This window comes from Bradyrhizobium sp. UFLA05-89 (genome assembly GCF_059803475.1).
In genome coordinates this window covers 39957-53641 of record NZ_JBANBA010000064.1, presented here as the reverse complement: position 1 = coordinate 53641, position 13685 = coordinate 39957, and the positions used below count along the sequence as shown (strand labels likewise).

Sequence of the window (13685 nt, the reverse complement as noted above, 5' to 3'; positions counted from 1 at the left end):
CACTCATCCTTGACCAAGCCCATACAAGTATTCCAGAGACAGTTCTGCCTGAATCGAGAGGCCGCGGCGTACTGGATCGCCCGCTTTCGCTTTCGCGGGCGACGACATCGAGAAATATGTTGCGCGCCGTCCCAACGTCGTCCTGGCGCAAACCAGGACGACCATCGGTGAGAGTCCCCGTTCTACTTCTTGTCCGACCTCGCCTGCGCCCGCGAGCCGTTGTTCTGCGCTTCCCAAGCCTGGAATTGCTTGAACAGCGCTTCCTTGTCGGTGTCGGACACCTTTGCCGCCGTCGGGTTCTGCTTCAGGAACGTCTCGAAGCGCTGGCGCGCGACCGGTTCGACGCCGTGGCTGTCGAGCCATTGCTGCGCCACCGGCAGCCTGTTCCAGCCCGACAACGGGGCCGCGAGCGAGACCTCCTTCCATTTGGGATGGAAGGGCGGGTTCTGCAGCGTCGGGAATTTCGTGAAGAACGCGTCCACGAACAGTGCGATCTTGCGGTAACGATCCGTCTTCGGCCCCCAATTATAGGCCGCAAGCACGGCCGGGACCGCGATCGTATCGACCGTCTCGCCATCCTTGATCAGGTTCGGATAGTCCTTTGCCGTCAGCGTTGCGGGCAGGTAGTCGCTCTGCAGCGGCTTGGCGTAGTCCACGCCCGCAAGATGGAAGCGGCCGTCATTGTTGAAGGTCGAGACCGATTTGTACGGCTTGCCGCCGACCACGATCACCGCGTCGATCTCGCCGGCCTTCAGCTTCTCCATTGCGATGCGCTGCTCGATATAGACGAAGTCCGCCTTGATCCCGAGCCGCTCGAACACCGTGAGCGCGGTGACGAAGGTGCCGCCGTTGGGCAAGTCGACGCTGACCTTCTTGCCCTCGAGATCCTTTAGCGTCGCAACCGACTTCGGCGCGATGACCTGCATTTCCTCGTTGTAGAGCTTGGTCACATAGGTGAACTGCTTCTTGATGTCGCTCGCAAACCCCTTGCGCTCGAGATAGTCGAGCGTGTCGGCGCGAACGATGCCGAGATCGACACCCTGGAGGAACAGGATGTCGGCGACGCTCTGCACCGAGCCGCGGCCGACGATCGGCAGCACGCGCAGCTTGTTGCCGTCATCGAGCACGGAGGCGAGGTCGGCGCCGAACTGCACATAGGTGCCGCCGATGGTGCCCGTGATCAGCGTGACCGTGTTGGCGTTCAACGCCTGCTTGGTCGAGACCGATCCGAACTGGAAGATCGCCTTCAGGCTGTCCGAGACCTTGCTGGGGTCGTATTCGGTCTGCTCGGCCCGTGCCGACAGGCCGCACATCGCAATTATGGCGGCAAGCGCCACTTTCAGAGCGTTACGCATGATGTTCCCTGCTGTCTTTAAGTCTTATTCTTGAAGTCTTATTCTTGAAGTTGCGTAAGGCGCGCCCGTGCTTCCGCGGATCCGAGAGCGGCGGCCTTCTGGTACCAGCTCCGTGCAGCGGCCGGATCCGCGGTGATGCTGCGCGTATCCTTGGTGCCGAGCACGGCTGGGTCAAAAGTCTGCGCCAGAACGAACGCCGCTGTCGGGTCCTGCGCATTCGCCGCGCGCTCGAGCAGCAGCCGGGCGGCGGCGATATCGCCGATCGCCATCAGGCTCTTGGCGCGCGTCATCAGCCCGGCCAGCGTATCGGCGTCGAGCGTTTTGACGGGCTGAGGTGGCGCCGGCGGTGCGGGCGGTGGCGCGACCGACGCGGCGGGTGCGGCGGCGGTCTGTGTCGGTGCCTGTGTCGGCGTCTGCGCTTGCAGCGCGTTCTGGTAGGCGGTCGCGATCGCCTCGCGGCTCGGCGTCGACGGCGCGATCGCCTCGCGGGTTTCTGCGCTCGCGAGTTGCATCGGGTTCGACACCCGGGCCGGGTCCTTTAGCGGAGCCTGGCGTGCGACCGGGACCGGAGGTGTGGTCGGCTGCTCCGCCGACACGCTCCCGATCCAGGCCGTGGCATAGACTGCATACAGGCGGCTGACGTCGGATTGAAACAGCACGACCAGCACGGCGATCGCGGATGCGGCCAGCACGCTGGCCACGATCTGCGTTGCGAGGCCAATGCGCCGCACCCGGCGGGGCGTAAACTCTCGTGGATCCGGCGTGCCCTGCGGATCGGACAGAAACAGCGGGATCGGATCGTGCGGCGAAAGCTCGGTCCGGTCAGCCTGTGCCAGATGATAGGGCATGGCGTTCGGATCGGTCGCCACTTGCTCGACGTCGAACGCTCGAGACGTGTTGGACAGACGGTAGGCCGTCGTCTCCATGGTGTAATGCTCCCCGAATACTGAACGCAACGCGCTGGGGGCATCCCGGGTATAGTCTTCTTATGGTTGTCCAGAAGCCCCCGCCACTGGAACCGGTAAATCGCCGTCCGATTCAGCCCAAAAGACGACCACCGTTTGTGCGAATCAGGAAAGATTTAGGTTTGATTGAGGCAACAGCGGGGAGCACACCGCAATTTTAATCGCAGTGGTTGAGGGAACCTTAACCTTAAATCCGGTGATTCGCTGTGTGAGAGTGGCACGTTGGCTTCGTCACGTTCTGCAGTGTCATTCACCGCGACCCGGCTTCGCCGGGGCGTGAGGTCTTGGCTCGCCGAAGCTTCGGCGTAGGCGACAAGCCGGGAATCCAGTGCGCCGCGGCTTCTCCGTATACGTCTAACGCCTCACGGCAGCCAGGCTCAGCAACGTTTGGCAACAGCCGCGCGACGTCAGGGATGCAGGATCACCTTGCCCATCGCCTGACGGCCGGCCAGCACTTTCAGCGCATCCGCGGTCTGCGCCAGGGGGAAGGTGCGGTCGACGTGGGACGAGATCTTGCCTTCCGCCGTCCACTTCACGAGCTTCTCCAGATTGGCACGGTTCTTCGCTGGATTGAGCCGCGTCCATGCGCCCCAGAACACGCCGCGGATATCGCAACCCTTCAGCAGCGCGAGATTGAGCGGCATCTTTGGAATGTCGCCGGCGGCAAAGCCGATCACCAGGAAGCGGCCTTCCCACGCGATCGCGCGCAGCGCGGCTTCCGCGTAAGCACCGCCCACGGGATCGAAGATGACGTCGACGCCCTTGCCGTCGGTGAGCTTGCGCAGTCCTTCCTTCAGATCTTCCTTGCCGTAATTGAGCGTCAGCTCCGCGCCGTGCGCTTTCGCAAAGGCGAGCTTCTCGTCCGACGAGGCGCAGGCGATCACCTTCAGCCCCATCAGCTTGCCGAGCTCGCAGGCCGCCAAGCCGGTGCCGCCGGCTGCGCCGAGCACCGCGAGCGTCTCGCCCGGCTTCGGGCTCGCGCGATCCTCAAGCGCATGCAGCGCGGTGCCGTAGATGATGATGATGCCGGCCGCGCGGTCATAATCGAGATTGTCCGGAATCTTCACGATCGAAGCGGCCGGCAGCGCGATCTTCTCGCGCGCGCCGTTATGGCCGCAGGAGGCCACCACGCGATCGCCCACTTTCAGATCGGTCACGCCGGAGCCGATGCTCTCGATCACGCCGGCGACCTCGGCGGCCGGCGAGAACGGGAACGGTGGCTTGATCTGGTACTTGCCCTGGATCATCAGGATGTCGAAGAAATTCAACGCCGCCGCCTTGATCGCGATCACGGCTTCGCCGGGCCCTGCCACCGGATCCGGCACATCGGCCAGGACGAGATCGTCGGGTTGGCAATATTGCGAGCAGAGGATGGCTTTCATGGCGACACCTTCTTGAGACACACGTTCGTAGACATGTTGGCGTTTCGAGATCGGAATTATTGTTGGGCTCGTTTTTGCCGGATTTGAAGCCGGGCCACAATACAGCGCGGAGGATTCAAACGATGTTTGAAACGGGCCTGCTCAGCGACAAGCGCATCCTGGTCACCGGCGGCGGCTCCGGACTCGGTGCTGCGATGGCGCGTCGCTTCCTCACGCTCGGCGCCGAGCTCGTGATCTGCGGCCGCAAGCTCGATCGCCTCGAGGCTGCGGCCAGCGAGATGCGAAACGAGATCGGCGGCAAGGTCACGACCATCGTCTGCGATATCCGCGACGGTGCCGCGGTCGATTGTCTGATGGATCAGATCTGGCGCGAGGCGCCGCTCGATATCCTCGTCAACAATGCGGCCGCGACCTTCATCGCGCAGAGCGAGCGTCTCTCGTTCCGTGCGGCGGACGCGATCCTGGCGCCGACGTTGCACGGCGCGATGTATTGCACGCTTGCGGCGGGCCGCCGCTGGATCGAAGGCGCACACAGGGGCGTGGTGCTCTCCATCCTCTCGACCTCGACCATCACCGGCCGCGCCTTCACCGTGCCTTCCGCGATGGCGAAGTCGGCTGTGCTTGCGATGACCAGGAGCCTCGCCGTGGAATGGGGCCCGAAGGGCATCCGCACCGTGGCGATTGCACCGGGACCGTTCCCGACAACCGGCGCCTCCGGCCAGCTGCGCCCGGCGGGCCGCGATGAGGGCTGGACGTCGCGCAATCCGCTGGGCCGCACCGGGGAGCATGCCGAGCTCGCCGATCTCGCCAGCTTTCTGGTGTCGGACCGCGCCGGCTACATCAATGGCGAAATGGTGGTGATCGACGGCGGCGCCCATCTGCGCAGTTCCGGCGCCGAGGACCTGCTCGGCTGGACCGAGGCGCAATGGGCCGCGCAGCACACCGCAAGGTCCAAGAGTTAGACCATCGGCTAGGACTTTCTTCCCTGTAACCTCGTTCCGAATCAGGCGCTTACCGGTTATTTTGGCCGTGGGACAAAGTCCGACCGGGCCATCTTCCAGTCACAATATTGAGGGAACCACTCCAGAATGTGGCGGGTGCTCCTTTTATCCTTGATGACTGGCGTGGTGGCGTGCGGGACGGCCGATCTTGCGCGCGCGCAAACCGCGCAAACCGCGCAACCGGCGCAAGCGGCGCCCAAAACAGCGGCTAAGCCGGCCGCGGCTGCCAAGACGGCCGCAAAGCCCGAGAGCAAGCCGGTGACGCCGCCCCCGGCCATTGCAGGGGGCGCGGAACCGACCCTGATCGGCCAGTTCGGCACCTGGGGTGCCTATGCGGCGACGCCAAACGGCAAGAAAGTCTGTTTTGCGCTGGCAAAACCCTCGTCATCGAAGACCAATCCGCCGAACCGCCCGCGCGATCCGGCCTACGCCTTCGTCTCGACCCGGCCGTCGGAGAAGGTCAGCAACGAAGTCTCGGTCATGATCGGCTACGCGCTGAAGCCGGGCTCGGAATCGACGCTCGAGGTCGGGGGCGCGTCCTACGCGATGTATACGCAAGGCGACGGCCTCTGGATCAAGAACGCGGCAGAGGAGGAGCGGATGGTCGAGGCCATGCGCAAATCCGCCGATCTCGTGGTCAAGGGCGTCTCGGCCAAGGGGACCGAGACCTCCGACACCTTCTCGCTCAAGGGCCTCGCGCAGGCCCTTGATCGTATAGCGCAGGACTGCAAGCGGTAGCGCGGTTTCGAGCTATTTTGGCGTTGTTTGGGGACTTTCGAACGCCTATTTGAACACTGTTTCCCCTCACGGTGAGGAGGCGCACAAGCGCCGTCTCGAACCGCGGGGCCGAGGTGCTTGATCCGGGCCTTCATCCCTCGAGACGCGTGCAAGGCACGCTCCTCAGGAAGAGGGGGGCGAGTTTTCTCAAGCCAGAACCACGATGAGCGTTCAATTGACCAATACCGTTGCCGCAGCCGGGCTACCCTTGGAGAAGACTCCGCTCGAAACCTATGTGCCGCCGGCGAGGCCCTCGTTCATTGGCCTGTCGCGCAGCGAGCTGGCCGAACGCCTCGGCGAGATCGGTGTTGCGCCCGCGCAGCGCAAGATGCGCGTGCAGCAATTGTGGCACTGGATCTATTTCCGCGGCGCCAAGAGTTTCGACGAGATGACCTCGATCTCGAAGGACATCCGCGCCGAGCTCGCAAAGCACTTCACCGTCGATCGGCCCGAAGTCGTGGCCGAGCAGATCTCCAGCGACGGCACCCGCAAATGGCTGTTGCGCCTGCCGAGCGGCGACAATGTCGAGAGGGCGCACGAGGTCGAGTGCGTCTACATCCCCGAGACCGATCGCGGCACGCTGTGTGTCTCCTCGCAGGTCGGCTGCACCTTGAATTGCGCGTTCTGCCACACCGGCACGCAGCGGCTGGTGCGCAACCTCACCGCCGGCGAGATCGTCGGGCAGGTGATGGTGGCGCGCGATCGCCTGAATGATTGGGCCGATCGCGAGAACGGCACGCGCCTCGTCACCAACATCGTGATGATGGGCATGGGCGAGCCGCTCTACAATTTCGACGCGGTGCGCGATGCGCTGCTCATCGTCGGAGACAATGAGGGCATCGGCATCTCCCGCCGCCGCATCACGCTGTCGACCTCGGGCGTGGTGCCGAACATCGTGCGCGCCGGCGACGAGATCGGCGTCATGCTCGCGATCTCGCTGCATGCGGTGCGCGACGAACTCCGCAACGAGCTCGTACCGCTCAATCGCAAATATCCGATCGCGGAATTGTTGCAGGCCTGCCGCGATTATCCTGGCGCCTCGAATGCGCGCCGCATCACCTTCGAATATGTGATGCTCAAGGGCGTCAACGATTCCCTCGACGACGCCAGGCTCCTTGTGAAGCTGCTCAAGGGCATCCCGGCCAAGATCAACCTGATCCCGTTCAATCCCTGGCCCGGCACGGCCTATGAATGCTCGGACTGGGACCAGATCGAAAAATTCTCCGAATATATCTTCAACGCAGGCTATTCCTCGCCGGTGCGTACGCCGCGCGGCCGCGACATCCTCGCCGCCTGCGGCCAGCTCAAGTCGGAGACGGAAAAGCTCTCCGCCCGCGAGCGTCAGGCGCTGCGCGCGATGGCGATGACCGATTGACATGAAGCGGCCATCAACATCCGTCATGGCCACAGGCGGGGTTGGGCATGACGGCGGGGGATGTGGTGCTGTTCACGCTCAATGATGATGGATTCGACCGATGGCATTGATCGGACGCCTCGTCGTGATCTTCATCGGTTTTCTGGTCTCATGCCTGGTCGGCGGCATGATCGTCGTGGCTGCGCTGCTGTTTCCGGAATTCTCCGATCTCGGCGCAGGTCCCGTCGATGAGGGCACGATCGACATCCTGCTCGGCTTTGGCTTCATCTTCGTCTCCGGCTTTGCGCTGTTGCCGGCGATGGTCATTGTCGCGATCACCGAGGCCTTCTATATCCGCAGCGCGCTCGCCTACGCGGTCGGCGGCGGGCTCGTCGGGCTTGCCTGCTATCTCGGCCTCATTCCCTTTCATCCCGAGACGCTGCAATTCGAGGGCATCGTTCGCCGCCACCTGGAAATCATGACTGGAGCTGGCATCGTTGCCGGCGTCGTCTACTGGATGATCGCCGGTCGCAACGCCGGTGCCTGGCGCCATCCGCCGGCCCCGCGCAAGCCGCCCCCGCCGCTGCCCGCCGCCTCGCGGCCGGAATGAGCTGCGGCGGGGTTTTCATCCACTCTCCGCTCGGCTAAACCGCGCGCCATGAACCGGACCGGACTCTTCATCGCGCTGGCGCTGTGGCTCGTGATCGGCGTCGTCTTCGGCGTCTTTCCCGAGCTCGATCTCAAGCTCGCCGCGCTGTTCTTCGATCCCGAGACGAAGACGTTTCCGCTCAAGCTGAATGGCTGGGCGAGCTTCGCGCGCGATGCCGCGATGTGGATCGCCTGGGCGTTCGCAGCTCCCTCGATCGTGGCGCTGGTGGTCAAGCTGATCAGGCCCGACCGGCCGCTGATGGTCTCGGGACGAACGGTCGTCTTCCTTCTGGTGACGCTGACGCTGTCGGCCGGCATCCTCACCAATCTCGCCTTCAAGTCCTATTGGGGACGGCCGCGCCCGGTGGTCGTGACCGAGTTCGCCGGCGATCTGCCATTCGTGCCGTGGTGGGATCCGCGCGGCGGCTGCGGACGCAACTGCTCGTTCTTCTCCGGCGAGGGCGCGACCGCGTTCTGGACGCTGGCGCCGGCGGCGTTGGCGCCGCCGCCCTGGCGGCCGCTCGCTTATGCCGCGGCCGTCGTGTTCGGTACCGTCACCAGCGGCCTGCGCATGGCATTCGGCGGGCACTTCTTCACCGACGTCTCGATCGCGGGCCTGGTCACCTTCGTCGTGATCTGGCTCGCCTACGCCCTGATCTACCGCTGGCCGCGGACACGGTTTTCCGACGAGGCGGTCGATGCCGCCCTGACCCGCTTGGCCTGGCCGGCCTATCGGCTCCGGTTGCGCCTGTTCGGCCGCAAAACCGGCCCGGCGGCGTCGATGTGAGCCATTAAAGGCGTGCCCATGCGCGCGAAATTTGATAATCGCGCAAGTCCAAACCGAAGACGACATCAGCCCCTTAAGATCCGATTGGAAGCGCCATGACTACGATTCTGAAGAGCCTGCCCAAGGGGGAAAAAGTCGGCATCGCTTTCTCCGGCGGTCTCGACACCAGCGCAGCGCTGCTGTGGATGAAGCAGAAGGGCGCGCGCTGCTACGCCTATACCGCCAATCTCGGCCAGCCGGACGAGGCCGACTACAACGAGATCCCGCGCAAGGCGATGGAGTTCGGCGCGGAGAAGGCGCGGCTGGTCGATTGCCGCACGCAGCTCGTCCACGAAGGCATCGCCGCGATCCAGTCTGGCGCCTTCCACATCTCGACCGGCGGCATCACCTATTTCAACACCACGCCGCTCGGGCGCGCCGTGACCGGCACGATGCTGGTTGCTGCAATGAAGGAAGATGGCGTCAACATCTGGGGCGACGGCTCGACCTTCAAGGGCAACGACATCGAGCGCTTCTATCGCTACGGCCTTTTGACCAATCCGAGCCTGCGCATCTACAAGCCCTGGCTCGACCAGCAGTTCATCGACGAGCTTGGTGGCCGCGCCGAAATGTCGGCGTTCATGACCGCCCAGGGTTTTGCGTACAAGATGAGCGCGGAGAAGGCGTACTCGACCGACAGCAATCTGCTCGGCGCCACACACGAGGCGAAGGATCTCGAAAGCCTCGACAGCGGCATCAAGATCGTCAATCCCATCATGGGCGTGCCGTTCTGGCGCGACGATTGCGCCGTCAAGGCCGAGAAGGTCGTCGTGCGTTTCGAGGAGGGCCAGCCCACGGCGCTCAACGGCCAGACCTTCGCCGATCCCGTCGCGCTGTTCCTCGAAGCCAATGCGATCGGCGGCCGCCATGGCCTCGGCATGAGCGATCAGATCGAGAACCGCATCATCGAGGCCAAGAGCCGCGGCGTCTATGAGGCGCCGGGCATGGCGCTCTTGCACATTGCCTATGAGCGCCTCGTCACCGGCATCCATAACGAGGACACCATCGAGCAATACCGCGTCAGCGGCCTGCGCCTCGGCCGTCTGCTCTATCAGGGCCGCTGGTTCGATTCGCAGGCGCTGATGCTGCGCGAGACCGCGCAGCGCTGGGTCGCGCGCGCCGTCACCGGCGAGGTGACGCTGGAGCTGCGTCGTGGCAACGACTATTCAATCCTCAACACCGAGAGCCCCAACCTGACCTATGCGCCGGAGCGGCTGAGCATGGAGAAGGTCGAGGACGCCGCGTTCACGCCGGCCGACCGCATCGGCCAGCTTACCATGCGCAACCTCGACATCGCCGACACCCGCACCAAGCTCAAGCTCTACACCGAGAACGGCTTGCTGTCGGGCGGCGAAGGCTCGCAGATCTTCAGGCTCGAGAGCGACAAGGGGTGATGCTCCCGTAGGGTGGGCAAAGCGAAGCGTGCCCACCATCTTGCCCCGATTGTAAACAGAAGTGGGGGGCACGGCACGCGAAGAGCGCGCCTCTGCCCACCCTACGCGAGAGCAAACAAAAATGGCCGGGATCGCTCCCGGCCATTTCGCCATTTGTACGCTTCGCCTCACCGCGGCGGCGCGGTGCCGGGCGGCGGCGGTGGCAGCGAGGCCTGACCGCCATTGAGCAGCGGGGTGATGCGACGGATGGTGACACGCCGGTTGATCCGGCTCGGTCCGTCCGTCTGCTCCTTCAGATACTGCTCGCCGTAGCCCTGCGACGTCAGGTTCTCCGCCGGCACACCGAACTGCTGCGTCAGCAATTCGGCCGCGGCCTGCGCACGGCGGTCCGACAATGACAGATTGTCGACGTCGTTGCCGACCGCGTCGGTGTGTCCCTCGATCAGGAACACCTCGCGCGGGTTGCGCTGGATCGCCCGGTTGAGGCCGTCGGCGATCACTTGCAGCCTTGCAGCCTGGTCCGGCGGGATGGTCCACGATCCCGTTTCGAAGTTGATCGTGTTGACGTCGATGCTCGGCATCTGCATGCGAACATTCGGGCTGTAACGGATCTCGTCGAGCGAGTAGCGCCGATCGATCCGCTGCACCGGCGGTGCCTCCATGGTCTCGTAGATCACGTCCGGCGACGCCTCCTGGGCGTCGACGATGTAGCGATCGTAGGGAATGTTGACCACCGGCGGCGGCACGTCGACATAGAAGCCGCCGACCGACCGCGGATCGCGGTAGCTGTTGTCGATGATGACGATCTCGCGCCCGCCGGGGTCCCTGCGGATTCGCCGCAGCAACTGGCCGTCCGGACCGACCACGGTGATGACCTCGCTGCCGTCGGGACGGATCACGACGGTGCGGGTCTCGCCGCCGATCGTCTCGCTGCGGATGTCGCGGGCGCCATAGCGGAAGCGATAGAGATCGTTGCCGCGGACGTAGGCCTGCCCGCCTGGATCGCGGATGATGATGCGGTCCGGCTCGGTGTAGACGGTGCGACCGCCTTCGACGATCTCCTGCCGCTGGTTGCGGTAGTCGGCGATGGTCGCGCCGATCACGGCACCGGCCACCACGCCTGCGCCGATCGCGAGCGGCGTCAGGTCACGCTGTGGGGGGCGCGGCGGTGGCGGCAGCGGTGCTGCGACCGTAGGCGCGGCCCGGAAGGCCGGCGCAACCGTCGGCGGAGCGTATTGCGCCCTGTTGGGCGGCGGCGTTGCGGCTGCCGTGCCAGGGACGACAGTCGGCGCCGCGGCGCCGGCGGGAGGCGTGGGCCGGGCCGGGGCGCCCGCCTGCGGCGCAGGCGGTGTGCCGGCTGGCGGTGTTGCGCCCTGGCGGCCGGTTGGCGGCGTGGCTCCGCCGGGAGCGGGTGTTGCGGTCGGTGCTGGCGCGACACCCGGTGCAGGCGTCGGTGCCGGGCCCGGACGCCCGGATGGTGGCGGGGTCGGCGTACCACCCGGCGCTGGCGTCGCAGTCGGCGCAGGCGTTGGCGTGGCACGAGTCGTTGGTGCCGCCGGTGCAGCAGGTGCGGGCGTCGCAGTTGGTGCAGGTGTCGGCGTGGCGCGAGTCGTTGGCGCTGCCGGTGCTGGCGTCGGAGCAGGTGCTGGCGTCGGAGCGACGCGGGCTGGAGGCGCAACCGCTGGCGGCGGAGGCGTCGGTGTCGGGGCAACGCGCGAGGGCGCGGCCGAAGGCGGCGGTGTTGGCGTCGGCGCCACGCGCGAGGGCGCCGTGGCCGGAGGCGGCGGTGTCGGCGCATGCTGCTGCGGGGCCGCCGCCGGAGGCGTTGACGGCTGCTTCGGAGCCGCAGCCGGTGGCGGTGGTGGTGGAGGCGTCGGCCGGGCCGGCGCGGGAGGCGGCGGTGTCGGAGACGGTGCGTGCGGCGGAGCTGCGGTCGGCGGCGGCGCAGTGGGACGCGCAGGGGCTGCCGGCGGAGGCGGCGGGGCCGGTGTGGGGCGGGCGGCCGGCGGTTGTTGTCCCGGCGCCTTTGGCTGCTCCCGGGATGGCTGCTTCGGTTTTCCGTCAGGGCCGACTTCGCCCTGCGCCTGCGCGATCACGATGGGTGCGCTTTGCTCGTGCGATGCGGAGCTTGCGAATGGCATCGCGGTCAGAGCCGTCGTGGCAAGCAGCACGAAGCGAAATTGAGTCATGTGGTGAGATCCTAGGGAAGGTTCTTGTAGAGTTTGGAGAGTCAGTGTTGCGATCAACGGATACGCATTAGGCCGGATTGTGGCGTGCGAAGCAGCCGCGTCTCGATTTATTTCTGCATGCAAATCACTTCAGAACATCGACGTTCATTGCGCATTCAGGCCCATCTTGCAATCGCCTCAGATGTGACGGTGCGACAAATTCGCATCCGTCGCGGGATTCGGCGTGCGCGGTCCGTTCGGTCCGCGCGGCGGAATCTCCTCCGGGACACGCCCGGGCAATTCATCGGGGCGTGGTGATTCGCCGGGCTCGCGCACCGGCGGCGTGATATCGGGCTGCGGATTGCCCGGCGGAATTCCTGGTGGCGGCTCACTCGGTGTGCCCGGTGTTGCCGGCGGAATCTCCGGGGGTTCGATCGGCATCATCCATCATCGACATGTCGTTGCTCGAAAGACGATAACGTTGCCAATGCGTCGATGTTCCCGCGCATGGTGGCGATGGAACAGGCTTATTCGAGCGCGTGACAGACGGCTTCGATGTTGTGACCATCTGGATCGAGCACGAACGCCCCGTAGTAAGTCGGATGATAATGTGCGCGAATGCCGGGCGGCCCGTTGTCGCGCCCGCCGGCCGCAATCGCCGCCTTGTAGAAGGCATCCACCGTGGTGCGGTCTTTTGCGAGAATCGCGACATGGACCGGCTTGTTCAACGCGCCTTCGCCGCCGATCCAGAAGTCCGGCTTGCCGTCGGCGCCAAAGCCCGCGGCGGGATCGTGGCCGGTCTGCTCCTGCGTGACCTCCATGATCAGGCTGTAGCCGAGCGGCGCCAGCGCCTTGGCATAGAACGCCTTGGCGCGCTCATAGTCGGAAACCGGAAAACCCATGTGATCGATCATCGGAATCTCCGTTGCTGGTTGTCGTCAGCGCGACAGGAAGGTGTTGCTGCGCGTCCTGCGCGTGATCGCAAATCCGCGCGCGACCATGTCTGCAATACAATCCTCGCGCCATTCGTTTTGTGACAGATGCTCGATCACGACGGCGCGGGGCCATAGCGCTTGCGGCGCATCGCGGAAGAAACCGATCAGCACGCGGTCTTCGAAGCCCTCGACGTCGATCTTGAGGGTATCGACTTTCGTGACGCCGGCCTCGTCGAGGATGCGTATCAGCCGTAACGACGGCACTTTGATGGCCTTTGCCGTCGCCGTGCCGGTCACGACATGGCTGGCGCCGAGATTGTCGCCGTCGGTCTCGATCATCAGCTCGCCGTCGGCATCGCCCGCCGCGGCCTGCACGAGGCGGACCTGGCTCGACCCCGAAGCCGCGTTGTTGAACGACAGCCGCGCGAAGGTCACCGGGTGCGGCTCGATCGCGATGACCTTGCCTATCGCGCCGACATGGCGCGCCATCACCAGCGCAAATGTGCCGACATTGGCGCCTACGTCGACGAATACGCCGCCGGCCGGCGTGTGCTGGCGCAGGAAGTCGAGCTCGTCGAGATTATAGTCGGGGTTGAACAGCGCGCCGCGCTCGGTCGCGCTCGCCTGATGATGCAAGCGGAACGAGGCGCCCTGATATTGCACGTCGACCGGACCTGCGCGCAGCAAATCGACCAGCCGCGACAGCCACGGGCGGAATGCGCCGCGCTTCAGTCCGGAGCGGTGCGCAAGCGAGATGATCGCAGCCTGCGCCGCATTCGGCGCGAACGCGCCGAATGGCGCGGACGTGGGGTCGGTATCGGGCGTCAAGCAAAAGTCCTCGTAGCAAGCGGCGCATGCATAGCCGGTTTTGCCAGCAACT

At 65.2% G+C, this 13685-nt stretch carries 13 protein-coding genes; 6 read left to right on the top strand and 7 right to left on the bottom strand.

Annotated elements, in window-relative coordinates:
- Positions 1–182: 182 nt before the first annotated feature.
- The 3 genes from SO139_RS28095 to SO139_RS28085 all read right to left on the bottom strand — a co-directional run bounded on the left by SO139_RS28095 (position 183) and on the right by SO139_RS28085 (position 3702).
- Positions 183–1355: a TAXI family TRAP transporter solute-binding subunit gene (locus tag SO139_RS28095; protein ID WP_449384440.1), complete on the bottom strand. Its 1173-nt coding sequence runs from the start codon at positions 1353–1355 to the stop codon at positions 183–185.
- A gap of 38 nt (positions 1356–1393) precedes the next feature.
- On the bottom strand, positions 1394–2281 hold the full coding sequence (locus SO139_RS28090; protein WP_449384439.1) for an SEL1-like repeat protein: 888 nt from the start codon (positions 2279–2281) through the stop codon (positions 1394–1396).
- Positions 2282–2727: 446 nt separating this feature from the next.
- A complete protein-coding gene (locus tag SO139_RS28085) occupies positions 2728–3702 on the bottom strand; it encodes an NADPH:quinone oxidoreductase family protein (RefSeq protein WP_449384438.1) in 975 nt (324 codons plus the stop codon).
- A gap of 122 nt (positions 3703–3824) precedes the next feature.
- Between SO139_RS28085 and SO139_RS28080 the strand changes: the two genes are divergently transcribed.
- From SO139_RS28080 to argG, 6 genes are all read left to right on the top strand, one after another.
- Positions 3825–4664: an SDR family oxidoreductase gene (locus tag SO139_RS28080; protein WP_498541015.1), complete on the top strand. Its 840-nt coding sequence runs from the start codon at positions 3825–3827 to the stop codon at positions 4662–4664.
- A 126-nt stretch (positions 4665–4790) separates the two neighbouring features.
- Positions 4791–5441: an invasion associated locus B family protein gene (locus tag SO139_RS28075; RefSeq protein WP_449384436.1), complete on the top strand. Its 651-nt coding sequence runs from the start codon at positions 4791–4793 to the stop codon at positions 5439–5441.
- A gap of 202 nt (positions 5442–5643) precedes the next feature.
- Entirely contained in the window at positions 5644–6855 is a 1212-nt protein-coding gene (gene rlmN / locus SO139_RS28070; protein ID WP_449384435.1) for a dual-specificity RNA methyltransferase RlmN, read from the top strand.
- Positions 6856–6955: 100 nt separating this feature from the next.
- Complete coding sequence (locus SO139_RS28065; protein WP_449384434.1) at positions 6956–7444, top strand: hypothetical protein; 489 nt, start codon at positions 6956–6958, stop codon at positions 7442–7444.
- A 48-nt stretch (positions 7445–7492) separates the two neighbouring features.
- Positions 7493–8269: a phosphatase PAP2 family protein gene (locus SO139_RS28060; RefSeq protein WP_449384433.1), complete on the top strand. Its 777-nt coding sequence runs from the start codon at positions 7493–7495 to the stop codon at positions 8267–8269.
- 95 nt (positions 8270–8364) lie between these two features.
- Entirely contained in the window at positions 8365–9702 is a 1338-nt protein-coding gene (gene argG, locus SO139_RS28055) for an argininosuccinate synthase (protein ID WP_449384432.1), read from the top strand.
- 167 nt (positions 9703–9869) lie between these two features.
- Here argG and SO139_RS28050 read toward each other — a convergent pair whose 3' ends face one another.
- The 4 genes from SO139_RS28050 to SO139_RS28035 all read right to left on the bottom strand — a co-directional run bounded on the left by SO139_RS28050 (position 9870) and on the right by SO139_RS28035 (position 13633).
- Positions 9870–11891 (bottom strand): OmpA family protein, encoded by a 2022-nt coding sequence (locus SO139_RS28050; RefSeq protein WP_498541014.1) that lies wholly within the window; start codon positions 11889–11891, stop codon positions 9870–9872.
- Between the two features lie 177 nt (positions 11892–12068).
- Positions 12069–12311 carry a hypothetical protein gene (locus SO139_RS28045; protein ID WP_449384706.1) on the bottom strand — a complete coding sequence of 81 codons (243 nt, stop codon included), beginning with the start codon at positions 12309–12311 and terminating at the stop codon, positions 12069–12071.
- An 86-nt stretch (positions 12312–12397) separates the two neighbouring features.
- Positions 12398–12784, bottom strand: a complete 387-nt coding sequence (locus SO139_RS28040) for a VOC family protein (RefSeq protein WP_449384707.1) — start codon at positions 12782–12784, stop codon at positions 12398–12400.
- Positions 12785–12808: 24 nt separating this feature from the next.
- Complete coding sequence (locus tag SO139_RS28035; RefSeq protein WP_474802987.1) at positions 12809–13633, bottom strand: FkbM family methyltransferase; 825 nt, start codon at positions 13631–13633, stop codon at positions 12809–12811.
- Positions 13634–13685: the final 52 nt, after the last annotated feature.